28 protein-coding genes (1 of these 28 cut by a window edge) are annotated in these 24,658 nt (G+C 42.9%); 1 reads left to right on the top strand and 27 read right to left on the bottom strand.

Going from position 1 to position 24,658, the window contains the following annotated elements; translation table 11 throughout:
• On the bottom strand, positions 1–54 hold the 5' end (the start) of the coding sequence (locus BN1002_RS03695) for a nucleotidyltransferase-like protein (protein WP_048823685.1). The gene continues 819 nt to the left of window position 1, outside the view; the window shows 54 of its 873 coding nt (coding positions 1–54); its start codon is at positions 52–54; the stop codon falls past the left edge of the window.
• 259 nt (positions 55–313) lie between these two features.
• Between BN1002_RS03695 and BN1002_RS03690 the strand changes: the two genes are divergently transcribed.
• On the top strand, positions 314–664 hold the full coding sequence (locus BN1002_RS03690) for a YgzB family protein (RefSeq protein WP_048823684.1): 351 nt from the start codon (positions 314–316) through the stop codon (positions 662–664).
• Between the two features lie 108 nt (positions 665–772).
• On the opposite strand, the gene perR is transcribed toward BN1002_RS03690, so the two are convergent.
• From perR to flgC, 26 genes are all read right to left on the bottom strand, one after another.
• Positions 773–1,213, bottom strand: a complete 441-nt coding sequence (perR, locus tag BN1002_RS03685; protein WP_048823683.1) for a peroxide-responsive transcriptional repressor PerR — start codon at positions 1,211–1,213, stop codon at positions 773–775.
• Between the two features lie 99 nt (positions 1,214–1,312).
• Complete coding sequence (locus BN1002_RS03680; RefSeq protein ID WP_048823682.1) at positions 1,313–1,864, bottom strand: cob(I)yrinic acid a,c-diamide adenosyltransferase; 552 nt, start codon at positions 1,862–1,864, stop codon at positions 1,313–1,315.
• Positions 1,865–1,866: 2 nt separating this feature from the next.
• Entirely contained in the window at positions 1,867–2,814 is a 948-nt protein-coding gene (locus tag BN1002_RS03675) for a D-2-hydroxyacid dehydrogenase (protein WP_048823681.1), read from the bottom strand.
• Between the two features lie 191 nt (positions 2,815–3,005).
• Entirely contained in the window at positions 3,006–3,473 is a 468-nt protein-coding gene (bcp, locus tag BN1002_RS03670) for a thioredoxin-dependent thiol peroxidase (protein ID WP_048823680.1), read from the bottom strand.
• A gap of 87 nt (positions 3,474–3,560) precedes the next feature.
• Positions 3,561–3,959: a potassium channel family protein gene (locus BN1002_RS03665; RefSeq protein ID WP_048823679.1), complete on the bottom strand. Its 399-nt coding sequence runs from the start codon at positions 3,957–3,959 to the stop codon at positions 3,561–3,563.
• A gap of 103 nt (positions 3,960–4,062) precedes the next feature.
• Entirely contained in the window at positions 4,063–6,252 is a 2,190-nt protein-coding gene (locus BN1002_RS03660) for a bifunctional diguanylate cyclase/phosphodiesterase (RefSeq protein WP_048823678.1), read from the bottom strand.
• 190 nt (positions 6,253–6,442) lie between these two features.
• Positions 6,443–7,078 (bottom strand): response regulator transcription factor, encoded by a 636-nt coding sequence (locus tag BN1002_RS03655; RefSeq protein ID WP_048823677.1) that lies wholly within the window; start codon positions 7,076–7,078, stop codon positions 6,443–6,445.
• Complete coding sequence (locus BN1002_RS03650) at positions 7,075–8,790, bottom strand: sensor histidine kinase (protein WP_082036119.1); 1,716 nt, start codon at positions 8,788–8,790, stop codon at positions 7,075–7,077. Before BN1002_RS03650 ends, BN1002_RS03655 begins: the two co-directional genes overlap by 4 nt.
• Positions 8,791–8,937: 147 nt before the next feature.
• Positions 8,938–9,741: a sigma-70 family RNA polymerase sigma factor gene (locus BN1002_RS03645; RefSeq protein ID WP_048823675.1), complete on the bottom strand. Its 804-nt coding sequence runs from the start codon at positions 9,739–9,741 to the stop codon at positions 8,938–8,940.
• On the bottom strand, positions 9,738–10,130 hold the full coding sequence (locus BN1002_RS03640; protein WP_048823674.1) for a hypothetical protein: 393 nt from the start codon (positions 10,128–10,130) through the stop codon (positions 9,738–9,740). Before BN1002_RS03640 ends, BN1002_RS03645 begins: the two co-directional genes overlap by 4 nt.
• A gap of 16 nt (positions 10,131–10,146) precedes the next feature.
• Positions 10,147–11,034 carry a MinD/ParA family protein gene (locus tag BN1002_RS03635; RefSeq protein WP_082036117.1) on the bottom strand — a complete coding sequence of 296 codons (888 nt, stop codon included), beginning with the start codon at positions 11,032–11,034 and terminating at the stop codon, positions 10,147–10,149.
• Complete coding sequence (gene flhF, locus BN1002_RS03630; protein ID WP_048823672.1) at positions 10,991–12,310, bottom strand: flagellar biosynthesis GTPase FlhF; 1,320 nt, start codon at positions 12,308–12,310, stop codon at positions 10,991–10,993. Before flhF ends, BN1002_RS03635 begins: the two co-directional genes overlap by 44 nt.
• Positions 12,307–14,340 (bottom strand): flagellar biosynthesis protein FlhA, encoded by a 2,034-nt coding sequence (gene flhA / locus BN1002_RS03625; protein ID WP_048823671.1) that lies wholly within the window; start codon positions 14,338–14,340, stop codon positions 12,307–12,309. The genes flhF and flhA overlap by 4 nt, the downstream gene beginning before the upstream one ends.
• A complete protein-coding gene (gene flhB, locus BN1002_RS03620; RefSeq protein ID WP_048823670.1) occupies positions 14,337–15,431 on the bottom strand; it encodes a flagellar biosynthesis protein FlhB in 1,095 nt (364 codons plus the stop codon). Before flhB ends, flhA begins: the two co-directional genes overlap by 4 nt.
• 2 nt (positions 15,432–15,433) lie before the next feature.
• The gene (gene fliR, locus BN1002_RS03615; RefSeq protein ID WP_048823669.1) at positions 15,434–16,207 is read right to left on the bottom strand and encodes a flagellar biosynthetic protein FliR; all 774 of its coding nucleotides are present in this window, start codon (positions 16,205–16,207) and stop codon (positions 15,434–15,436) included.
• Between the two features lie 9 nt (positions 16,208–16,216).
• Positions 16,217–16,486 (bottom strand): flagellar biosynthesis protein FliQ, encoded by a 270-nt coding sequence (fliQ, locus tag BN1002_RS03610; RefSeq protein ID WP_048823668.1) that lies wholly within the window; start codon positions 16,484–16,486, stop codon positions 16,217–16,219.
• A gap of 16 nt (positions 16,487–16,502) precedes the next feature.
• Positions 16,503–17,255, bottom strand: coding sequence for a flagellar type III secretion system pore protein FliP (fliP, locus tag BN1002_RS03605; RefSeq protein WP_082036113.1), 753 nt, complete (start codon positions 17,253–17,255; stop codon positions 16,503–16,505).
• Positions 17,252–17,824 carry a flagellar biosynthetic protein FliO gene (locus BN1002_RS03600; protein WP_048823667.1) on the bottom strand — a complete coding sequence of 191 codons (573 nt, stop codon included), beginning with the start codon at positions 17,822–17,824 and terminating at the stop codon, positions 17,252–17,254. Before BN1002_RS03600 ends, fliP begins: the two co-directional genes overlap by 4 nt.
• Positions 17,825–17,851: 27 nt before the next feature.
• Positions 17,852–18,706 (bottom strand): MotE family protein, encoded by an 855-nt coding sequence (locus BN1002_RS03595; RefSeq protein ID WP_048823666.1) that lies wholly within the window; start codon positions 18,704–18,706, stop codon positions 17,852–17,854.
• An 11-nt stretch (positions 18,707–18,717) separates the two neighbouring features.
• Complete coding sequence (locus BN1002_RS03590) at positions 18,718–19,152, bottom strand: flagellar export protein FliJ (RefSeq protein ID WP_048823665.1); 435 nt, start codon at positions 19,150–19,152, stop codon at positions 18,718–18,720.
• A 5-nt stretch (positions 19,153–19,157) separates the two neighbouring features.
• Positions 19,158–20,495 (bottom strand): flagellar protein export ATPase FliI, encoded by a 1,338-nt coding sequence (fliI, locus tag BN1002_RS03585; protein ID WP_442853385.1) that lies wholly within the window; start codon positions 20,493–20,495, stop codon positions 19,158–19,160.
• The gene (gene fliH / locus BN1002_RS03580; protein WP_048823663.1) at positions 20,455–21,273 is read right to left on the bottom strand and encodes a flagellar assembly protein FliH; all 819 of its coding nucleotides are present in this window, start codon (positions 21,271–21,273) and stop codon (positions 20,455–20,457) included. Before fliH ends, fliI begins: the two co-directional genes overlap by 41 nt.
• Positions 21,257–22,267, bottom strand: coding sequence for a flagellar motor switch protein FliG (gene fliG, locus BN1002_RS03575; protein ID WP_082036111.1), 1,011 nt, complete (start codon positions 22,265–22,267; stop codon positions 21,257–21,259). Before fliG ends, fliH begins: the two co-directional genes overlap by 17 nt.
• Before the next feature lie 5 nt (positions 22,268–22,272).
• Entirely contained in the window at positions 22,273–23,862 is a 1,590-nt protein-coding gene (gene fliF / locus BN1002_RS03570) for a flagellar basal-body MS-ring/collar protein FliF (RefSeq protein WP_048823662.1), read from the bottom strand.
• A gap of 28 nt (positions 23,863–23,890) precedes the next feature.
• A complete protein-coding gene (gene fliE, locus BN1002_RS03565; protein ID WP_048823661.1) occupies positions 23,891–24,190 on the bottom strand; it encodes a flagellar hook-basal body complex protein FliE in 300 nt (99 codons plus the stop codon).
• Positions 24,191–24,202: 12 nt separating this feature from the next.
• A complete protein-coding gene (flgC, locus tag BN1002_RS03560; protein WP_148362725.1) occupies positions 24,203–24,658 on the bottom strand; it encodes a flagellar basal body rod protein FlgC in 456 nt (151 codons plus the stop codon).

Raw genomic sequence — 24,658 nt, 5'->3', positions numbered from 1 at the left:
GGTATTTGCCTGGCTGGCCCTTTCCTGGTAAATAGGGCGAAGGATATCTTCCATTGTCTTTCCTCCATCTTATAGATTGCGTCCCACAGGTCATTAAAACAGTAAGGGACTTTTTTATATGAATCGTGCTATCTAAATTTACTTTAATGTCAGCAAGCCGAAACTTTACCCACAATATCTCACCTCTATAGTTTCGACAATATCTTCTTTTTTTCCTTCCTCTTGCCGCAAGCATTTTTTTCTTCATTGTAATATATCCTAGCTCCCCCATTTCCCGGAGGTATGATATAGTTAGGAATCGGGAGGGAATTGCATGGGTAAGTATTCAAGTAAAATAAATAAAATCCGTACATTCGCGCTTAGCCTTATTTTTATCGGTTTTATCATTATGTATGGCGGCATTTTTTTCCGGAACTCACCTTTATTGATGACCATCTTTATGCTGGTTGGATTTTTATTCATTATCGCAAGCACCGTAGTTTATTTCTGGATAGGCATGCTTTCTACTAAAACCATTCAGGTCGTCTGCCCTGGCTGCGGAAGGCATACAAAGATGCTGGGCCGGGTCGATATGTGTATGTATTGCCGTGAGCCGCTTACACTTGATCCTGAACTTGAAGGAAAAGAATTCGATGAATCCTATAATAAAAAGAAAATAAAGTGAACCTCTACCAACAGAGGTTAACCCCCATTAAGAATGGGATAAGAAAAAAACGCCTGGGATTAAATATCCCCGGCGTTTTTCTTTGTCATATTGACTTTTTAAATAAGATCAATGCGTTTCTTTCGAAGAGCATTCCGGGCACTCGCCGTAGATTTCCATTCTATGGTGGGCCACTTTAAAGCCGGTTACGTGAGAAGCGAGATGTTCAACTTCATCCAGTCCCGGATAGTAAAAGTCTACAATCTTGTTGCACTTTTCGCAGATAATGTGGTAATGTTCAGAAGTTTTGAAATCAAACCTGCTTGAAGCATCCCCGTAGGTCAGCTCTTTGACAAGCCCCACTTCCTTAAAAACACGCAAATTGTTATATACAGTAGCAACGCTCATGTTCGGGAATTTTCCTTCTAGCGCTTTGTAAATGTCATCTGCAGTCGGGTGCGACATGGATTGAATTAAATATTCCAGTATTGCATGGCGTTGAGGAGTCATTCTAACACCAGTTTCCTTTAAAACATCCAAAGCTTCTTTAAGTTGTTGTGGCACCGACATGCACCTCTCTTCTATACATAAATTCTTATATTATAATTGTTATAAATAGTTTATTCCTAAGAGCCCGATTTGTCAATATACTAGCTTTCATCAAGGTTCTCACTCTTTGTGTAATGTCTTTTCCTCGGCTCCAAGCTTCATATTGACATATCTCGCGGTTACAAACAGGAGGTCAGATAATCGGTTTAAATATGCAAGCACGAGCGGATTTACAGAATCTCCGAGTGAAACAGCCGCCCTTTCCGCCCTTCTCGCCACGGTCCTCGCAACATGAAAGGCCGCTCCCGCCGGATGGCCGCCCGGCAGAATGAAATTGGTCAGCGCGGGTAGACTTGAATCCCACTCATCGATTTGCTTTTCCATATCTTCAATATCTGCCTGTTTTAACGTCCATTTCACTTCTTTCCCTTCTGGAGTGGCCAGTTCAGCTCCGACATGGAAAAGCTGTGTCTGGATTTTATGGTACACAACACCTACTTTTTCCTTCCCGGCAAAAAATTCATTTTGCATAAGCGAAAGTGCAAGGCCAATTGCCGAATTGGTTTCATCGCAAGTTCCGTATGCCTCCACTTTCAAGTCATCCTTGGCGACCCTGCTTCCATATATAAGTGAAGTTGTCCCTTTATCCCCGGATTTCGTATAAATTTTCATCCTTAATACCCCCTCGAAAGGTCAATAACATTCAATAGCTGGTCTTCCTTATTAACATATGCTGTTAGGTTATGTTTAAATATCTCAAATGATCTCGGGAGATATCCCTTTGTAATACTGGAAAGGTGGGGCGTCACCTTTACTTTATCCATTTTCCAGAATGCATGTCCTTTAGGCAGGGGTTCGGTTTCGAATACATCTAGATAGGCATGAGCGATCATCCTTTCTCCCATCACCTTTAATAGGACCTCCTCTTTTACAAGGTCGCCCCTGCCAATATTGATGAATACCGCACTGTCTTTCATGAGGCTGAAATGCTCTTCCTTCAGCAGGTAGCGAGTTTCATCGGTGCTTGGCAAAACCGAGACGATAAAATCCGCTTTCGGAAGCCACGAGCCGATATTAGCAAACGTATCTATATGGTCAGCAAACTCATTCTCTTTGCCGCTGCGATTTATTCCCGTCACAGTCATCCTGAATGCTTTGGCGAGACGTGCGATTTCCCCGCCAATCGCACCGATTCCCAACACAAGCAGGTTTTTTCCAGTCAACTCGTCCACTTTTACTTTCCTGTCCCATTCCTCTGCCAGTTCTTTCTCCCGCAAAACAGGGTACTGCTTCACATGCTGCAGCATGGTGCCTAGCGTAAACTCAGCCATCGGGATTTTGTGGATGCCACGGACGTTCGTGACCAGAATATCTCTTTTGGCGCATTCTTCAAAAGGCATCCTGTCCATGCCGGCTGACATGACCATGATCCATTTAAGATTCTTCGCCCTTTCGATATAGCCTTTGTCCAAATCTTCTCCATATGTAACGTAAATCTCCGCTTCTTCAGCGTGGCAGCCAGCGGAGCTGATTTTGCAAAAATGGAACTCATGCTCCGGGAATTCGGCTTGTATATCGCTCTGGAGCTTTTCCGATGGAATGAAAGTGAAAAGTATCTTCATAAAAGCACCCCTGTTTTTTTCTTAAATCATACCACCCGGAAACCTTTTCTAAAAATATTCAGACTTGCATAAAAAAGAAGGCCGGTTTCCCGGCCTTTAAGGTAAATTATCTGAGGAGGTATGCCCTACTATAAGGTATTCCCCTGTTTCACGATTGCATGGACATCAGCCTTTTTCGCCAAAAATAGGCATCAGGCGTTTGACCTGACAAATTCCAGCGCTTCCTCCACATGCCCTTTAACTTTAACGCCGCGCCATTCCTTGGCAATCCGGCCTTCTTTATCAATGACAAACGTACTTCTCTCAATGCCCATATATTCCTTGCCGAAATTCTTCTTCAGCTTCCAGACGCCATAAGCCTCGGCGGCCTCATGCTCTGTATCAGCCAAGAGGATAAACGGAAGATCATATTTATCAATGAATTTCTTATGCCTCTCAACTGGATCCGGGCTCACCCCAATCACTACGGCATTCACATCTTCAAAGCTTTTATGCTGGTCTCGGAAATCACACGCCTGTGTTGTGCAGCCTGGCGTCATGTCTTTTGGGTAAAAATAAAGGACCACATTCTTCCCTTTGTAATCGGATAGCTTCGCTTCCTTGCCATCAACCGAAAGCAAGCTGAAATCCGGTGCCATTGCTCCTGTTTGAACAGTCATTACCACCACTCCATTTCTCGAATTGTACCTGTCTTTAGACTAACCAATCTAAGGGGACAGTACAACTTTTCCGGCTTATGAAAGTGGTCAATCCCTGTCCATAACCGCCCTGGCGACAAAGGCCGCGGGAATCGTATATCCGACAAGCGCCTCAAGGAGCGCCAGCCATCTGCCAGCCCCGAGCGGCACCACATCACCATGTCCGACTGAAAACAAGGTCATCGCGCTAAAATAGACAGCCGTTTCCGCTTTTTGCAAAAATCCTGGACCGCCAGGCCGACCCGCTTCGGCCAATACTGGTTCAGCGAACAAGCCAAGCAAAAGATAAACCATCCCAAATCCTGTCAGGACAGTAAAATAAACCATCCCGAGATAGAGAAAATTCTCAAACGAAATCAGGCTCCCCCGATTCCGATTGGGGACAAACAGTGTCCTGAGACTCATAAACAGGCAAATTCCAGTACCGATCAGCAGCGCATAATACATAAACCCACCACCCTGGATTGTTTGGACAATCTATAGTATGCAGGGATGATTAAGATTAGAGCAGGTAATTCCTTTTATCATATTCATTTTCATTTAAATGTCTTTATATTTTTCGCATATGAAAGGCAGTAAATAACTGTTCCAATTTTTCGGGGCTTAATGGCCTGCTAAATAAATATCCTTGTGCTTCATGGCATTGATTGCTGCGCAGAATGCTAAGCTGTTCCTTTGTTTCGACACCTTCAGCAATTACATTCAAGCCCAGGTTTCTTCCCATTAATAGTATAGTCGTTGCTATATTCTCATCATCTTTGCTATTTGCAATATCCCTTATAAAAGATTGGTCAATTTTTAGAAAGTCAATCGGGAACCTCTTCAGATAACTCAAAGAACTATAGCCAGTTCCGAAATCATCAATTGAAATATTTACACCAATGCTTTTTAAATCTTGCAAAATATTTTTTGCTATTGTCACATCCATAGTCATTGATTCGGTTATCTCTATTGTAAGGTTGCTTGGATGGATTCCTGTTTCTTTTATTACTTCTGATATCATTGGTACAAGATCCGGTTGATAAAATTGCCGCAATGAAATATTAACGGAAATGGTCGACAACCCAATTCCATTATCAAGCCAATTTTTCATTTGCTGGCAGGCCGTCTTCAGAACCCATTCTCCAATAGGTAAAATCATGCCTGTTTCTTCAGCAACAGGAATAAAACTATTAGGGGAAAGTTGACCCAATACAGGACTTTTCCATCGTATCAAGGCCTCGACGCCTGTTAGCTTCTCCGTTGATAATTCAATTATCGGCTGATACTCAAGGGTGAATTCATTCCTTTCCAGTGCTTTTCTTAGTTGATTTTCAATTTCAAGGCGCTCGATTGATTGTTTATCCAGCTTATCATTATAGAATTGGTAATTGTTGCGGCCTTCCTTTTTAGCCTGATACATCGCAATGTCTGCCTTACGGAGAAGCTCCTCCGTTGTCACCCCGTCATAGGGATATAAACTTATTCCTATACCAGGAGTAATAAACAGCTCTTTCCCTTCAACGGAAAAAGACTTTTCAAATACATTTAAGATTCTTTGAGCTACAATCTTTATTTCTCGTTCCTTAATATTCATTAGAAGGATAGTAAATTCATCCCCGCCCCATCTCGAGACTAAGTCATCTTGCCGGATGCTGCTTTGAAGTCTTTTAGCAACCGCTTTAAGCAGTTTATCTCCAAATGTATGACCGAGTGAATCATTAATTAATTTAAATTGATCCAAATCAAAATACATAACGGCCATAACTTTTCCAGGATTAAAACCTGCGTTCAATGTAGTATTTAACCTTTCTTTAAAAAGCCGCCGATTTGCTAAACCAGTCAATTCATCATGGAAGGCCATGAAATTTATTTTTTCTTCCGAACGGTAATGCTGTAAAACTATGCTGGTTAGATAAATAGCCTTTTCAATAATCTCCCTCGCCGGTTCTTCCGGGTTATGTAGTTTCTTATAGTACATTTCAAATATACCGATAACTTCATTATTAATATCAAAAATTGGATATGACCAACAGGCTTTAAGCCCACTTGCCAATGCAATCAATTTATATTTTTTCCATAGTAGGTCTTTATCTATATCTTTTGTTATTACTGGCCGTTTATAATAGGCTGCCGTCCCGCCAGACCCTTCCTTAGGTCCAATCGGGAATATAGTTAAATATTTTTTGTACTCTGTGGGCAAATTAGGACCTGATTTTAATAAAAGATTTTCACCTTCTTTATCCGGCACAAGAATGGAACAAATAATATCATTTGATGAGCTTTCAATTAAAAAGATGATATTGTCGAGCACATCTTTCATAGGAGATCCTTTTGCCACCATTTCCAGTACCTGGTTTTGGTTGCTCAGCTGCATTTCCAGTGCCGCTTTTTCTGTTAGGTCTTTTGCCATCCCGATTATTCCGTTAATTTGGCCATTAATATAAATTGGGCCAGCTGTTACTATTAACTCCACCCGTTTCCCATTTTTATTTTTAATCGGGATATTCAGCTTTTCATAATTTCCTAATACAACACTATGGAAGCAATTAACCGCCTCATTTAAAAAATCATCATAAATGATTGAAACAAAGGACATTTTTAGTGCCTCTTCCTGTGAATATCCTGTTATTTCAACCGCGGCCTGATTAAACAGCATGAAGTTTCCTTCAAGATCCAAAGCATAGCAAGCATCATGATTATTATCAAAAAGTGATCTATAAATGCCCAAGAGTGAAGCAGGCTCAGAATAAATTTTCATTCAAACACCAACCCGTTACCAAATTCTTTGTATGTATAAATCTCCATGGGGCAACTTTTTGATAAATTCAATAATATGAATGGGTAATTTGCCCTAAAAATACTTCCGCTTATTTTATCGGCAAAATTAAAGTTTAGTTTAAAAAAAATACACTCCTTCATTAGTAGGGGTGTATTTTAAAAGTAAATCTTTATTCAATTAATCCTAATTCCTGGGCCTTCACCACGGCTTCAACCCTCGTTTGGACTCCTAATTTATGGAACAGATTAGTGAGGCTATATTCTAGAGACCGTTGCCCTATAAAAAGCGCTTGAGCAATATCTTTATTCGTTTTCCCTTGAACGAGTTCCTGTAATATCATTTTTTCTTTTTCACTTACAGCTAGCTTGTTTTTCACATTATCAGTTATTGAACGTTTGGCACTATTATAAATTTCCCGTAATAACGGAAAGGAAATGATCGTTTCCTTATTTAATGCGGCGCGAATTGAACGGATTAACTGATCCTTTGTTGCTGTTTTTGAAATATAGCCAATAGCTCCCGATCTCATTAACAGATCGATATGAGGAAGAATTTCATATCCTGAATAGATTAGTATATTGGCATCCGGAACTATTTTAAGGACTTTTTTGCACAATTCGAAACCATCTAAATCGGGCATTTGCAGATCAAATAGCATTACATCAAAAGACTGCTTTTGTATAAGCTTTAAAGCCTGTCTGCTTGATGTTTCTATATGGACTTTCATATCCTTTTCTTTCTCAATTATCAGCTTTGTGCCCTCACTTACCAGCGGGTGGTCATCAACAAGCAAAATGCGAATCATTCAAACACCTCAAACAACTTGCTATTAAGAGATTTCTTTACCCCTTTTGGAATGGAAATTAATAGGTTAACACCTTTTCCAGGAGAAGAGTATATTTCCACTTCCCCTTCGATGCTGTCAACCCTTTTCTTAATACCCGATAAACCAATATGATCGAATGAATCGACCAGCTTGCCAAGTATCATTCCTATCCCGTTATCACTGTAGCTAAAATAGATAGTATCATCAATGCTCGAAATCGTAAACTCGACTTTTGTCGCATTTGAATGCTTTCTGGCATTTGCCAATAGTTCTTGGGCAACCCGGTATATTGTAATCATTTCTTCTTCGCTGAGTTCATGGTGAAGCCCTTCAAAATCATACTTTATTTCAAAATCAGCAACTTTTCCGGTTTGGACAAATAGTCCTTCCAACGCTTTTATTAGCCCCAATTCTTTTAAATAGGGCGGCCGGAGTTCATTGCATGTAAAACGAATTTGCCGGATGACATCCAAAAGCCCTTCTTCAATTCTCAAAAACTCTTTCTCCATTTGGCCTTCTATTTTTAATTCGGCACGAAGGGTCTGTAATTTTCGGTACCATAGAATTTGATTTTGGAGAACTGAGTCATGCAGGTCGGCGGACAGCCTACCTCGTTCCTTTTCAGAAAGTAAGAATAACAGCCTAGGAATCCAGCCGGGAGTCTGCTTATCCTTTGAACTTCTTTCAAGTTCCTTGGCAAGGTCTTCGAGCTTAAAAAGATTCTCATATAGAACACTAACATACCTTGATAGTGTCTGAAGCCATACCTTTTTTCTAATTATGTCGGTAATAGTGTCTGGGCTTTCAATACAAAGAACAATAATGCGGCTATTCGTTTCACCTATTTTTACGATAGCGCCATGTTCAAATTCCGCAATTTTCCCAATTGGAGCGGTTTCATCAAAAGACTGAAGGACTGATTCGTGTAAGTCGGCAGTTCCTCCGGTACAGCGATATAAATTAAGCCTTTCATCTATTTCAAGTATGTAGATTCCGTCAGTGAGGCCGAAAATCCCTTTTAATTCTATAATAAGACGATCTTCTAAGTCAGAGACTTTCATTACTTTAAATAAGTCCTGCGAAAAGTGATCCAGACTTTCCTGAAGTATACGATAATGCTGTTTACTTTCTTTCAGTTTTTCCTCAGTTTGCTTAAGTTCAGTGATATCAATTAAGATCCCCATCACTTTTCCTGAGTGGCCGTCTTTATTAAAAATTGGGGTACTGGACAGATGAAGCCAACGGATTTCTCCATTATTCTTCATAATGCGGTAATCGACTTTCACTCGCTCCTGCCCTTCCTTTAATAAAGTCCTTCTTACCCTGTCCAAATCTTCTTGATGAATAATCTTCTTCCATAGTTCCGGATCGTCCTGGAATTCAACCTCCGATAATCCAAATATATTTTCCAACCCAAGGGAAACCACCAATTTTCCGGACTTCATGTCTCTCGTCCAGAAAGCAGCGTCAACATAGGACAATAAATCCTGCAAGTGCTCCTTGCTTTGGTAAATACTTTGTCCTATTTCCAAAGAGAGGCTTGCTTCATTTTTATGTGTGTCAGAACTTTTTGCTGCCAGTTCCATTAAAGTGTTATTTTTCAGCTTTAGTCTGACGGCAATCAAAGTACTAACAAGAAGCATGCTAAAAAGTATCAATATGATAATGATGTAAATCGTCAGATCCATCATCTACCTCTCCTTGGAAGTGAATCCTTGATAATAAAATTGCCACTGCTATAAAGTGGCAATAGAAATTTGTCGAATACTAGAGTATTATACGCTATTTTAATGTTTCATCCAAGGACCCGATTGGCAAATGTTGTGAAATTTTTAAGATTATAGGAACGAATCCATTGAAAATCCTTTATTTTGAAAGGCTTTTCTCATTTTTATTATTGCCTGGGTATGAAGTTGGGAAATACGGCCTTTTGTTAAATCCAACACTTCGGCTATCTCCACCTGAGTAAGCCCCTCATAATAAAACAGCGAAACTACCAATCTTTCCTTTTCAGTCATTAAGTCGATGCATTCGGCTGCTATTTTTTTAAATTCATTCATTTGCAGATGTCTTTCATGGTTCACTTGGCTTTCATCAATAATTTTATCCAAGCGGTTTTTCTGCTTTTCCGCTCCATCGTTTTCATAAAATTGCCCATTTAACGATAAAAGGGTTGAGACAGAAAGGGCCTCAAGGGACTGGTGAATTTCCTCGTTTGAAATATTCAGATGCTGACTTAATTCTTCGATCGTCGGGGTTCTCATTAAGGATTGTTCCATAATCGCAAGCGCGTTGTTTAGTTTTTTTGTCTTCTCCCTTACGCTCCTAGGTACCCAATCCAATTGACGAAGCCCATCCAGCATTGCTCCCCTAATTCTCCATAATCCAAAGGTCTCAAATTGGTTACCTTTTTTATAATCAAATTTTTTAATAGCCTCGATTAGCCCAATATACCCCATTCCCATAAGGTCTTCTTTTGGAACGAGCCGACTGGGAATGCTTAAACTGAGCTGATTGGCCATCTTCTCAACAAGATGCATATATTTTAATACTAGCTTCTCCTGGGATAACGAATCCTGAGTCTCGCGATACACCCTCCAAAGTGAGTTATGCGGGTTGTTCTCTTTCAAAGCAGGTTTCAATGATTATCCCCCTCTTCTTCCGCGGTCCAAGATTTGACGGCCTGCGCGATTTTTTTATAATCTGTATCTTCATTTTGGTCATGGAGTGTTTCGAGTGAAATACCGGTAAAGGAATTTTCTTCATTATTATGTTCACTTGTATTAAGAACTTTTTCTTTAATGTAAGTTTCAGATTGGGAGGTGCCTTCTGCCTCAAGAAGATTATTTTTCCTGTAACTAAAAAGCTGTAATACGATTTGAAGGATTAAGCCGAACAAAAAGAAAATGAAGAATCCTATACATGCCCTAACAAGGGAAGTTAGCCACATATTGTTTGCAAAAGAAAATAGCCATGAAAAAACAAATGCAAGAAGCCCTAAAAATATATTAACTCCCCATTTTACGGACATTTTTCAGCGATCCTTTCTAAAAGGTTCTGCCAAGAAGCAGCATTTTTTCAAAAAAACCTTTGATGCCTTTGATTGGTGCTTCTGATTTCCCCTCTTTTTCAGGGAAATAAGAATGGACGATTTGCTTTATGTTTTTTGCAGCCTCACAATTCGGATATTTGACGATAAAAGGGGTTTGCATACGGACACATTCACGCACACGTGCATCTTCCATAATAAATCCCATTGTATTCAGCTTAAGCTTCAGGAAGTTGCTGCATGCATTTTTCATTGCCCTTGATGTATCGACCGCTTCCCGATAAGATTGGGCCCGATTAATGACGAGTCTGAATTTCGGATGTTGCTTACTGGATTGGACAACTGTTTTAAGTACTGCATAAGAATCCGCGATTGAGGTTGGTTCAGGGGTTGTCACCAAAATCGTTTCATCGGATGCCAGTATGAAATCAACCAGTTCTTTTGATATACCAGCGCCGGTATCCAGCAATATAAAATCAGCGTAGTTCTGCAACTCCTGTATTTGACTCCAAAAGAAGGCTAAAATGCGGTCATCCAACTTCATTAAATCTTCAATTTCAAATCCGCCAGAAATATATTCAATGCCGCTTGTCCCTTTTTCAAGTACCTCAGAAATATATTTCCTTTGATATAGTACATCCAGCAGACTATGTCGCGGGGTTATACCCATGAGTATGTCTATGTTAGCGGTAGAAAGGTCAAGATCGAGGACAACCACCTTTTTGCCTAAAGCTTTCAATCCCAATGCGAAGTTCAGGGTAAAGTTCGACTTTCCAACTCCCCCTTTTCCGCTCGTAATTGTTATAACTCTTGCGCTGTGTTTTGTATCTTGTTGTCCAGCATTAAATCGATCCATATATTCTCTTAGACTTTGTGCTTGATCCATTTTCCCTTTCCTCTCCTAATAGATAACAAGCGACCATTTCGGCATTAATGGCAGTAATATCTTCCGGTACGCTCTGGCCATTGGCGATATAGGCCAGTTGATAGGGATATTTAAAGGCAATATTTAAAATTGAACCATAGCTTGTTGTTTCATCAGCCTTTGTAAGGATTAGTTTGTTTACCGGACTTTCCATAAATTCAGCCAATATGACATCCATATCCTCATATTTCGTCGTAAGGCTTAATACAAGATAATTTTCACTTTCACTTGGGTGGTTTAAAAATTGATTAATAGCTTCTCTGTTCACCAATTCCATATAATTCCGTCCAGTTGTGTCCATATAAACTAAATCATAGTGGTTCAGTTTTTCTAATGCCGCCCCCAATTCATCCGCGGAACGAACAACTTCAATAGGTACATTCAGGATACCGGCATATGTCTTAAGCTGCTCTACAGCTCCAATTCGATAAACATCCGTCGTAATCATTGCCACTCTTCGCTTTTGCCTTAATACCTGTTCCGTCGCCAGCTTGGCAATGGAAGTGGTTTTCCCCACGCCAGTGGGACCTACAACATTAATCATGCGTGTCTCTAGGCCGATTGTATTAGATTGCGGAATTCGTTTTTCAATCATATCGAGAATAATTGAAGTTAACACTTGTTTAATTACAGCAGGATCTGAAGTTGGCACAGCCTCCAATTTTTTAAGAACCATACTTACTAGATGCTCAATTACTTCTTCTTCCACCCCCTGCTTTTTCAGGCGGGTTATCAATTCTGACAGTCCTGGCGGCAGAGTGGTTTCATTCTTTCTGTCCATCAGCATCGCCATCATCATTTTCCTCATATCCTGCAGTTCTTCAAGGAGCTTATCTTCATTTTCTTTTGGCTGTGCCGAAAGTGACTTCTTTCCCTGAACAATCTGTACGGGAGCTGATTCCTTTTCCGGAGCGGAATTTGAAAATGCCTTATATTGCATTTCAGCCTTTTTTGGCAAAATCCGCGGCTCTTCGGCCATTAAAGGCTGTTCCGGAGCCATATCAGGAGACTGTTGTTTTATGGAAGGATAAATATCCTTATTTGCATGAGAAGCGGCCGGTTCTCCCCTATCCATTGAATAAGCCGTCACTTCATATTTTTGTTTTGCAAAAAGGCCGAAAACCCCACCCTTTTTAACTGCCCTCGTATTGACGATGATGGCGTTATCCCCCAATTCCTGGCGAACCATCCTTAAAGCCAGCGGCATTGACTCTGCTACGATTTTCTTAGTTTTCATATGTTCACGACTCCTATACTTTGAATCTCAATATCAGGCTCGAGTTCCGTGTAAGCAAGAACCGGGACGGTTGGCATCACTTTGTCGATAAGCTGTTTCATATACATTCTTATCGAAGGAGAAGTCAGGAAGATGGGCTGTCCGCCAGCTTTATTGACCCGGTCAATCTGATCTCGGAGTTCTTCGGTTATTTTCCGTGATAACTGCGGATCCATTGAAAGATAGTAGCCGCCGGCCTCTGTTTGCTGGATTGAATCAGATATTCCTTTTTCAAGAGTGGCTCCGGCGGTTAAAACATGGATGATACCATCTTCTGCATATTGTTCAGTAATTTGGCGTGTCAGCGATTGTCTGACATACTCCGTCAGCACCCGAGGGTCTTTCGTATAAACCGAAAAGTCGGCAAGTGTTTCGAAAACGGTCGCCAAGTCTCTGATTGAAATTTGTTCACGCAACAAATTCTGCAATACCTTCTGGACCTCTCCCACCGGAAGAAGCGAAGGAACAAGTTCCTCGACAAGGTTAGGATGGGTTTCTTTCAGATTTTCGATGAGCTCCTTCGTTTCTTCTCTACCAAGCAATTGGTAGGCGTACCGCTTCAACACTTCTGTTAAGTGTGTCGCGATGACAGAAGGAGGATCGACAATAATATATCCCATCAATTCAGCCCTTTGCTTTTCCTCTTTGCCCACCCAGGTGGCCGGCAGCCCGAAGGCAGGTTCAATTACTTGTATTCCTTCAATTTGCCCGGCATCCGGGACTTGGTTCATCGCGAGGAAATGGTCAAGATAGACCTCCCCAGCTGCAATTTTGTTACCTCTGAATTTTAGGAGATACTGATTCGGGGAAATTTGAAGGTTATCCCGAATCCGGATCGTTGGAATAACAAGGCCAAGTTCAATGGCAAACTGCCTCCGTATCATGACAATCCTGTCTAAAATATCCCCGCCTTGTTTTTGGTCGGCAAGCGGAATGAGTCCGTAGCCTATTTCAAGTTCGAGGGTATCCAGCTGCAGAAGATTAATGACCTTTTCCGGACTCCTAATATCCTCTTCAAGTTCTTCCTGATCCGCCTGTTCATTCTTCAATTCTTCCGCTCTGGCAGCCTTGCTCATTGTATAAGCCCCAAATGCGAGTATAATAGCGATTGGAAGTGTCAGGAAGATTCCGATCGGTGTAAAAATTCCTAATATAAGAATGGTTCCTGCGACAATATAAAGCAGCTTCGGATAATTGAAGATTTGCCTCATAATATCTGATCCGAGGTTTCCGTCGGAAGCAGCGCGTGTAACCGTTATGCCTGTTGCGGTTGAGATGAGGAGAGCCGGCACCTGGCTGACAAGTCCATCCCCCACGGATAAAAGGGTGTAGGTGCTCGCCGATTCCGCAAGCCCCATTCCATGTATCGCCATCCCAATCGCGAATCCGCCAATGACGTTAATGATCAGAATGATGATACCGGCTATGGCGTCTCCTTTGACGAACTTACTCGCTCCATCCATAGCTCCGTAAAAATCGGCTTCCTGCTCAACCTTCCGGCGCCGCTGGCGGGCCTCCTGCTCATTAAGCAATCCCGCATTCAAGTCTGCATCTATGCTCATTTGCTTACCAGGCATTGCATCCAATGTGAACCTCGCGGCAACTTCAGCAACCCGTTCAGATCCTTTTGTAATAACGATAAACTGGATGACGACCAGGATCAGGAACACAACGAAACCAATAACAGGATTGCCTCCGACGACGAAAGAGCCAAACGTTTCGATGACAGCGCCTCCGTCAGCCTTGGACAAAATCGACCTCGTTGTCGAAACGTTCAAGGCGAGCCGGAATAATGTTGTTATTAATAACGCTGTAGGAAAAATTGAAAAGTCCAATGGTTCCTTCGTATTCATTGCAACCAGTAAAATTAGCAGGGATATAGAAATGTTTATAATCAGCAAAAAATCCAAAAGGATTGTGGGCAGCGGGATAATCATCATCGCCACAATTAAAATAACTAATATTAGTACAGAAAAATCCGATTTCTTCATGTCGTAATCCCCTTATATCTGCCTTCCTGAAAATACACATACGCCAAAATTTCACCGACTGCATTGAACAATTCCTCAGGTATTGTTTCCCCGATTTCTACCGACGCGTATAGCGCCCTTGCCAAAGGCTTGTTCTCTACAGTCATGATTTTATGCTCCCTGGCAATTTCCTTAATCTTCAAAGCGATATGGTCCTTCCCTTTTGCAATCACTTCGGGGGCCTCCATCGTTGAGAAGTCATATCGAATCGCAATAGCAAAGTGGGTCGGATTGGTGATCAGGACATCCGCTTTCGGAATTTCCTGCATCATCCGGTTCATTGACATCTGCCGCTGTTTGGCCCTTCTCTGCCCTTTAATAAAGGGATCGCCTTCCATCTTTTTAAATTCGTCTTTAATATCCTGCTTGGACATCTTAATCTTTTTCTCAAACTCGTATTTCTGATATAAATAATCAGCTGCAGCCAGAATTCCGAGGGCCACAGCAATTCCCATCCCTATTTTTAAGGTTAGCGCACCAATAAATGCGGCCGCATCCCAGAGGTTTTTTTCACCAAGTACGAGAAGCTGTTCTTTCTGAGGCCAGGCAATCATGTAAACAATTGCCGAAGTGATAACCATCTTCAGGATCGATTTGCACAAATCGACAATCGCCCTCATCGAAAAAATTTGTTTCGCTCCCTGAATCGGATTCAATTTTCCCAGATTGAATTTGATTGATTCAGGATTGAACATGAATCCCACTTGGGCAAAATTCGAAAGCAAGGCGGCGAGGACGGCCACACCAAGTATTGGGCCCGCTATCTTAGCGGCATTGACAACTATTTGCGTAAACAAGAGCTCAATACTCGAAATAGAAAAGTCCCAAAGCATATATTCATGGAAGCTATGCCGAAAAATCTGCATTATCCCTTTTATTAAGGCAGTTCCTCCAAGCATCAAATAGGAGAAAATCAAAAGGAGCATTAAAGCGGAAGAAACTTCCTGGCTCTTTGCCACCTGGCCTTTTTTTCTGGCTTCACGGCGTTTATTCGGTGTCGCTTTTTCAGTCTTTTCTCCCGCGAATAGCTGCAGGTCCAAACGGATGAGCATGCTCAGGCCCCCATAATTTTCATCATTGAAGACATTGAGGTAAACATTGTTTCAAACAGTTTCACCATCAAGTAAAATAATCCCGGTAAGACAAGTAAATACACTGCAAAGTGAAGCAGAATTTTAATAGGCGGAAAAATCGCGATCAAGTTCATTTGCGGTACTGTTTTGGATATGATTCCAAGCGCAATATCAACAATAAATAACGTTCCCATGATCGGGGCGGCCATCATGAAGCCTGCCTGGAACATTTTCGCCGTACAATCCAGCAGGAAAGACGCCAGTCTTCCATCACTCCAGGCCGGTATATAACTGTCCAGTGGAATCCAGTCAAAACTTGCAAGCAATCCTTGAATCAGCAAGTGATGGCCATTTGTCGCCAGCAAAATCAAAACCGCCAATACATTCTTCAGTCTGCCAGTTAATTGAGTATTCGTCTGAAAAGTCGGGTCAAAGAAATTTGCCATTAAAAATCCAATTTGAAAATCGATCAACGTACCCGCTACCTGTACGGCATAAAAGAAAATCGCAGCGGCCAGACCGAGTGCAGCACCGGCAAAAGCTTCCTTTAAAATCAGCAGAAACAGCATGTCCATCGCTACCGAATCAAGAGGAACATTGAGGGTTCCGGCACATAATGCACTTAGAACAATACTGAAAGCCACTTTCTGCTGTGCAGGTATCTGGCGCCCGGAAAATACAGGCGCGGTTGCAAGAAATGAAGTAATTCTAACAAAGACAAGCAAGAACGGCCACCACAATGAAAGATCAATCATCTCCATCACCTAGCCGACAAACTGCGAAAGATTCCCAAGTAAATGTTGTGTAAAGTCCAAAACATTCCGGAGCATCCATGATCCAAAAAATAAAATAGATAGAAATACAGCGATGATTTTCGGAACAAATGCAAGAGTCTGGTCCTGAATTTGAGTCGTAGCCTGGAAGATACTGACCAGAAGGCCAACCAGCAGCGCCACTCCACAAGCAGGAGCGATAACTAGCAGGATTGTATAAATAGTCTCTTGTGCGATTCTAAGAGTAAGTTCAGTTGTCATGGAGATTCCTCCTCAGTTAAAAGCTCTTGAGCAGCGATTCAACGATTAAATGCCAGCCATCCACCAAAATGAACAGTAATATTTTGAAGGGAAGTGAAATCATGACCGGCGGCAGCATCATCATCCCCATCGACATCAGAATACTCGCGACAATCATGTCTATGACAAGGAAAGGTATGAATATCATAAAGCCCATTTGGAAGGCTGTTTTCAGCTCACTAATCGCGAATGCGGGAACCATGGCAGTAAAAGGAATATCATTTATCTGCTTTGGCTTTTCTAGTTTTGCATAATTAAGGAACAGGGCTAAATCTTTTTCACGAGTATGCTTGGCCATAAATTCCTTGATTGGTGCCCCGGCTGTATCCAGTGCTTCCTGTTGGGTCAACTCGCCGGCCATATAAGGCTTGAGCGCCTCTGTATTTATTTGCGAAAAAGTCGGCCCCATTACAAAGAAAGTCAGAAACATCGCCAATCCGATCAATACCTGGTTTGGGGGCATATACTGAGTTCCCAGCGCCGTGCGGACAAATCCCAATACAACCAGAACCCTGGTAAAGCAGGTCATTAATATTAGAATGGAAGGAGCGATTGATAATACTGTTATTAAGAGAAGGATACTGACACTATTTGATACCTTTTCCGGGCTCCCTGCATCAAATCCTATTCCAGGCAAAATCGTATTGAGTGTTTCCGCGCTTGCATGGTGGGAAGCAGAAAAGAGTCCAAACATGAACACTGGAATGAGGATGGCTAGTTTCTTTATCATTGATGCGGCTCCTTATCATTCGCTTGTTCCATTTTCCTTATATACTTGCTAAATACGGTATTCCAGTTCATCTTTTGGTCTTTCAAAGGCCATTTTGATGTAAGGCCCTCCGCCTGGTTTTCATAGCTTTCCATTAACTGTTGATATTCTTCTCCTTTTGATATGGAGCGAATAAGATTGATATTTTCACCCACTCCTAATATATATATCGTTTGGCCAATCAAAAGGACCTGTACGGAGCGATTTTGGCCTACCATGTGGCCGGCGAGCGGCAGGACGGGCCCTCCTGCTGCCAAGCGTTTGTTCCTGTTAAAGAGAAATTTGAACAAAACAAACATTAAGGCAATTACCAATGCCAATGATCCAATGAATTTTATTAGTAGAGGAAATAGGCCGGTCGATTGGTTTTCCATCTTTTCCGGGGGGGCTGCCGGAGTTTTTTCTCCTCCTTTTCCGATTGAATCGTAGACGGTGGAATCACCGCTTGAGGAGTTCCCGGCAGCATAGGCGGGAGAATGATAGGTGAATAAACAGAATAAGAGCATAAATGAATAAAGTAGGTGTTTCATATTTTTCTCCTTCCATGGAGGTCATTTCTAGTTTAATTTCGCGGTTATCTCTTTTGCCATTTCCGCGTTAGTCTTGCTAATTTCCCGCAAAATGAGGGACCGGCTTGTCGGCTTCAGCATTTTCATAAGCTGCAATGCCTGTTCCGAATCTTTTTCAAACATGAATTTCATCACACTGGCAGATAGGTCGGCCGGCATTGTTTCAATAGCTTCATAGAGTGTAACAGCCTCTTTTTCTTTCTTGTCCGCCAGTTCCTTCAGCCTCTGTTTCAATGACTGCGGATCACTTTCTGGAACAGTCTCAATTTCTTTCAGCAGCATTCCAATCAGGGCTGCTTTCTCGGCATCTTTCATTTTTTCGAGTATATTGCTTTGCTGTTCCGGGTACATCTGGGAAATCGTCAGGGAGGCCTCTTCGAGCGGCATTTCCGAAAGTATCGATGCCGCCTTTGATTCAGGCATGTCAGTGTAAAGTGCGGCCGCTTTTTTTAAGCCAACCTGGAAATCACTATTTTGTTTGCCTTCAAGCCTGTCCGCCAGCTCCTCATTTTCCCTGCGGATTCCGTCCAGGCTTCTTTTCATGGTTCTAACCTGTTCTGACATTGTATTTATCTTTTGGTCTTTCTTTTGGAGGATATCTTCCATCTCTTGCAGCTGCTTTTTCCAATACTCGGTATCATTCTTAGGTTTTGCATATCCGTGCTCGGGGGATGGATCGGGTATCATTTTTTCCACAATTGGAATTTCGTTTCCCCATTCCTGGATCGTCTTCCAAAAAGGAATCCCTAAAAAGTGAAAAATTATCGCCATAAACAGGCCTGTAAAAATGACGGGAAGCGTCCAATAAAAGACGGTTTCAAGTTTTCCTTCCTTTTCAACCATTGCTTTTCTCCTTATATTTTTCGGGAGTAACGGATGACAGCCATCTCATCAAGCATGGCCTGTTCCTTCAATTCCTGCTGCTTTTGAAAAGCGGCAGCTGATTTCGCTTTCCACTTATTCCATGTTTTTGCTTCCATCGAAACATTTAAAAGCACCTGCTGCTTAAACTCTGCTTCCTGGTGGATTTTATCGGTCTGCGTTTGCAATTGCCTTTTCTTTTTCACAACATGGTCGATATCATCCTGTATATCGAGAATTTCCGAAATGGTTTTCTTGTTTACATCGTTGTATTTTCCAAAGATCACATCTTCGATTGTTTCCAGTCCTTCAAGCTCCTGCTCAAGTTCCTTTTGGCGGAGTTTAATTGCACCGAATTCCTGTTGGGCAATTTCCTGTTGTTTTTCTTTAAAATCGAGGACTTTTTGATATTGAAAGGTATATTTCATGTTTATTAGTCTCCAAATTTAGTTAGTAAGAAGTTCATCGCTTCTTCCAGATTAGAGCTTTCATAAATACCCTGGCGTAAAAAGTGGTCCATCTCCGGCTTTAGTCTGAGTGCTAAATCTATCTCCCTGTTGGAGCCTTTCTTGTAAGCCCCAATATTGATCAAATCCTCCGCTTCATTATAAGAAGCGAGCAACTTCTTAAATTGGCCGGCTGCTTGTAGGTGTTCCTTTGAGGTTATTTCTGTCATGACCCGGCTTGCACTGCTAAGCACATCGATCGCCGGGAAAATCCCTTTGCCGCCTATTGCCCGGTTCAGGACAATGTGCCCATCCAGAATTCCACGGACCGCGTCGGCAATCGGTTCATTCATATCATCGCCATCCACCAATACAGTATAAATGGCGGAAATTGTTCCCTTCGGACCAGTACCGGACCGTTCAAGCAATTGGGGGAGCATCGCGAATACGGATGGTGTGTAACCTTTAGTTGTTGGCGGTTCCCCTATTGCCAGACCAATTTCTCGTTGCGCCATAGCGAATCGGGTAACAGAATCCATAACCAGGAGAACATCCTTTCCCTGATCACGAAAATATTCAGCGATCGCCGTGGCTGTAAGGGCGCCTTTTATTCGGATAAGCGCGGGCTGATCGGAGGTTGCCACAATGACTACCGATTTGGCCAGCCCCTCAGGCCCGAGGTTTTGTTCAATAAAATCGAGAACTTCCCTGCCCCGTTCTCCAATCAACGCGATAACATTGACATCCGCAGTCGTGTTCCTTGAAATCATCCCAAGCAGCGTACTTTTTCCCACGCCGCTCCCTGCAAAAATCCCCATCCGCTGGCCTTTGCCCATGGTCAGCAAACCATCAATAGTTTTCACTCCCACTCCTAAAGGGGAGTTTATACGGGGCCTGCTCAAAGGATTGGGCGGGGAAGCATAGGCGGGGACTTCTTCGAGTCCGTGCGGGAGCGGCTTCCCATCGAGCGGCTGCCCCAGACCGTCAAGAATCCTGCCGAGCAATTGGCTGCCCGCTTTGACAACCATATTTTTGCCGCTCGCCACCACATCACAGCCTGGCCCGATGGAGCGGACCTCTCCGAGCGGCATAAGGAGAACCTTATTTTCCCTTATCCCTACCACTTCCGCCTGAATTGGTTTTTGTGAATGTGAAGGATAAATCGAACATATTTCGCCGATTCGGACATCCGGCCCCTGGGACTCGATTGTCAGGCCAATAATTTGGGTGATTTTTCCGTTGACCCTGACCGGATCAATCCCGCGGATAAGCCTGACATAATTCTCAGTCGCCAATATCATCTTTCGGCTCGCCTCTTTTCGCATCTAAAATGACCCTTTTGATTTCTTCGATTTGAGTATCTATCCGGGCATCCACACTGCCATAAGCCGTCCGGATGATACACCCCTTCTTCGTAACAGAGTGGTCGGGCACTATTTTTATTTCTGTTTCACCATTGACGATTGAAACAAGGTGCGAACGCTGGGACTGGATGAACTCAAAATCGGCCGGATGGACACAAACGGTAATATAGTCTTTTTCTTTAAAGCGCATGATGTGTTCCTGAATCAATCCGACAAACTTTTCAGGAGATGCATCCAGTTCCTGCTTAATAATTTGCGAAGCAATGACTGTGCTCAATTCAAGCAAGAAAGGTTCCGCCTCTGAAATGATTTTTTCTTTTTGCTGGTAAGCGTCCTCCAGTAAAGTTCTAGCCTCTTCCAGCATTTCTCTATAATCGTTCTGGGCCCTCTCCTCTGCTTCTTGCCTGCCTTCTGTGTAGCCTTCCTCATACCCTTGCTGCATTGCTTTCGCCGACATCGACTCAAGCTTCGCTTGATTCTCGTTCCACCATTGCTGGATGGATTGCTCCGCTTCAGCTTTTACCTTATGAGCATGAGCTTCGGCAGCCTGCAAAATTTCGCTCGCCTTCGCATTCGCTTCATCAAGCATCTGCTCGATGTTCATCTCATTTCCTGCCACTGGTTCCTCATTACGGCTTATTACTTTCGGCCTTAGAGGAGTAAAAGGCTCCTGGTATACTTTGATCTTATCGCTGAGGGACAGCCCGGAGGCTTTAAAGATTTTAGAGTAAGATGCCATCTTGTCCACCTCTGGCAATTACAACTTCTCCAGCGTCTTCCAGACGGCGAATGACAGACACAATTCTTCCCTGGGCTTCTTCCACATCCTTGACTCTGACAGGTCCCATATATTGCATTTCTTCTTCGAATGTTTCGACCATCCGTGTGGACATGTTCTCGAAAATAATATTCTTGACTTCTGGACTCGCCGCTTTCAGAGCCAGCATGAGATCCTCATTGTTAACTTCCTGGATGACGCGCTGAATCGCCCTGCGATCAAGATTGATAATATCTTCGAAGACAAACATCCTCTTCTTAATTTCTTCAACCAAATCGTTGTCTCTTGTCTGCAGCTGTTCAAGAATTCCCTTCTCGGTACTGCGATCCACGCCATTCAGGATGTTGACAATCGATTCAATGCCACCAACAACCGTGAAGTCCTGGCGAATGGATGCTGACAAGTTATGTTCGAGAATTTTCTCGACTTCTTTGATAACTTCAGGAGATGTTTGCTCCAGTAAAGCGATCCGGCGCGCGACATCAGACTGCAAATCTCCTGTAAGCGAAGACAGAATCATCGATGCTTGCTGTGGCTCTAGGTGAGCAAGTACAAGTGCGATTGTCTGAGGGTGTTCATTTTGCAGAAAATGATAAATCTGCATCGGATCGATTCTCCTGGCAAAATCAAACGGCTTTACCTGCAGTTCGGAAGTCAGCTTTTGGATAATTTTCGTTGCTTTATCCCTTCCGAGCGCACTTTCCAATACGTCCTGGGCGTAGCTTATTCCGCCCATGGCCAGGTAATCCTGAGCAATGCACATTTCATGGAATTCTTTAAAGACTTCCTCTTTTTCCTTAGAATCGACTTTATTAATATGTGCGATGGCAAGCGTAAGCTTTTCAATTTCCTGATCATCCAAATGTTTAAAGACTTTCGAGGAAGCCTCTTTTCCCATTGTGATCAACATGATTGCCGCTTTTTGCTTTCCATTCAACTTTAATGCTGTTGACACAGTTTCTAGGCCTCCTCTTCATGCAGCCAGGTTCTGACAATTTTTGCAAAGTCCTCAGGCCTTTGCTCAAGCAAGTTCTTCAATTGGTTTTCCACTGTCATATCCTGTTCTGCGAAATACTCTTGTTCCTTTGGCGGCACAATGGATTCCAAATCCACAGGGAATTCTTCCTCAGTCCGTTTCTTCCTGATAATGATCCAAATGATGAGCGATGCAACGATAAGCAGCCCGGCACCAGCGGCCGCAAGCATCCATAGCCAATTTTTTGCGGGTTCACGATCAGTTGCGACACTTGCCGCAAAATTGTGAGGGACGATTGTCACGCGCTGGTCAATTTGTTCCTGGGTCAGTTCAGGATGTCCCAAAGCTGTCCGGACGACATTAGAAGCGATATTCTGGATGCTGTCGCGGACTCCCTGCGGAAGCTGGTTCGGCGCTGAAGGATCGGCCTCCACGCCAACATTGATTGTTATATCTTCAATTTGATAAGGACTTTTGATAATTTCATTATTAATCCGGTTGACCTCATAATTAAGCTTTTCCTGGGACTCCTCGTACTCGCTTTCGCCGCCGGCGTTGTTTCCTGGATAGTTAGGAACGTCCGTATCCGTCATCCCAGATACCCCGCCTGGGTTGGCCCCCGTCCCTGAAAAGGTCTTGGAATTTTTCTCGGAACTGATGACCAGCCCTTTGTCGCTGTCATCTGCCGGTTTCACGAGATTTTCCTGTGTCTTGACCTTATCGAAATTCATCTTTACGAAAGTATGGACAAATACCTTATCGCTTCCCAAAATGGTTCCAAGCAAGCTTTTCAGGTTCTGCTGAATATCCCGCTCGATGTTCTGCTGGATTCTGCGTTGTTCCTCAAATTTATCAAAAGGCGCGCCATCATCCCCGGAATCCTCCATGGACAGCGTTTCACTATATTGGTTCATAATCGTGATATTGTCGACAGGCAGATTGGTCACACTTTTTGAAACAAGTGTATAAAGCGCTTTTACCTGCTGTGCGTTTAGTTTTGCTCCCGGCTTAACCTCCACCATCACAGAAGCGCTGGCGGCTTGTTCTTCATCAGGCCTGATAAACACAGAATTCTCGGGAAGTGTCAGAATAACCTCTGCATTGCTGATTCCATCCACATGCTTGATGACTTCGGCCAGCTTATTTTGCATGGCCTCCTTTTCAAGGATGTCAAATTGCCTGTCTGTAGCCCCAAAGGAAAGGTTCTGGCTGAAAATGTCGTAATTGATGCTTGTGTCCTTCGGATAACCGGCTGAGGCCAATGTCACCAGTAAATCAGCCGCATCCTTCTGGGGTACAAGCAGCATTGTTCCATTTTCCGATAGCTTATAACCCTTATATCCCTGGCTGTCGAGTTCCGCTTTAATGTCCCCGACTTCCCTCGTACTCAGCTGCCCTGTGTAAAGAGGGACATATTGCGGGCGGGATGCAAAAAAAACAAAGGCAGACAAGGCAATTATCAGAAATAAGAGAGTTCCAATGACCAGCCCTTTTTGTTTTGAACTTTGCGCACCCCAATACTGGCTAAAAAGTTCTTTAGATTGTTTGATTTGATCTCTCCATGATCCTTTCATTTCTCACCCTGCCCAGCATTTTTCATGTTTACATTTGCATTCGCATGATTTCCTGATAAGACTCAATCGCCTTATCGCGGACTGTCACCGTCAATTCGAGCGCCAGCTTTGCTTTTTGCGAAGCAATTGTCAAATCGTGCACATTCTCAAGAGTCCCGGCGGCAGCCTTCACTGACAGCGCCGAGGCATCTTTCACTGTGGAATCAACCTGGTCTAAATATCCTTTAATAACATTGGCAAAAGAAGAAGTGTATTGTTTTGCCTCTGTTTTTTGAAAGGGATTTTGATCCACTCTCATAAAGTCACTATTCAAACGTGAAATATCCATTTATCTTGTCTCCTAACGTCCAAGCTCTAATGCTTTCAAAACGAGGGACTTACCTGTATTGAAAGCAGTTACATTTGCTTCATATGATCTCGAAGCTGCAAGCAGGTCGACCATTTCCTTTGACAGGTCGACATTTGGCATCCTCACATACCCATTCTCGTCTCTATCCGGGTGGCTTGGATCATATATAAGCTTGAAAGGCGTCTCGTCTTCCCGGATTTCTGTGACTCTTACTCCTTGAAACGGGCCAGGCGCACCAATCTTTTTGCCGATTTCCCCCTGGAATATCTGGCCGAATTGGCTTTGCCGCGGTTCCATCACGACCATTTTCCGCTGGTATGGTTCCCATTTCCCCTCAACAAACCGCCCGCGTGTTGATGATGCATTGGCGATATTCGAAGAAACGACATCCATCCGCAGCCGCTGCGCGGTCAAGGCTGAAGCGTTAATATTTAAAGAATCAAACAT

It is taken from the genome of Bacillus sp. B-jedd (assembly GCF_000821085.1).
Classification (GTDB): Bacteria; Bacillota; Bacilli; order Bacillales; family Cytobacillaceae; genus Bacillus_D.
The sequence above is the reverse complement of the archived record's forward strand: the minus strand, read 5'-3'. Positions and strand labels throughout refer to the sequence as shown.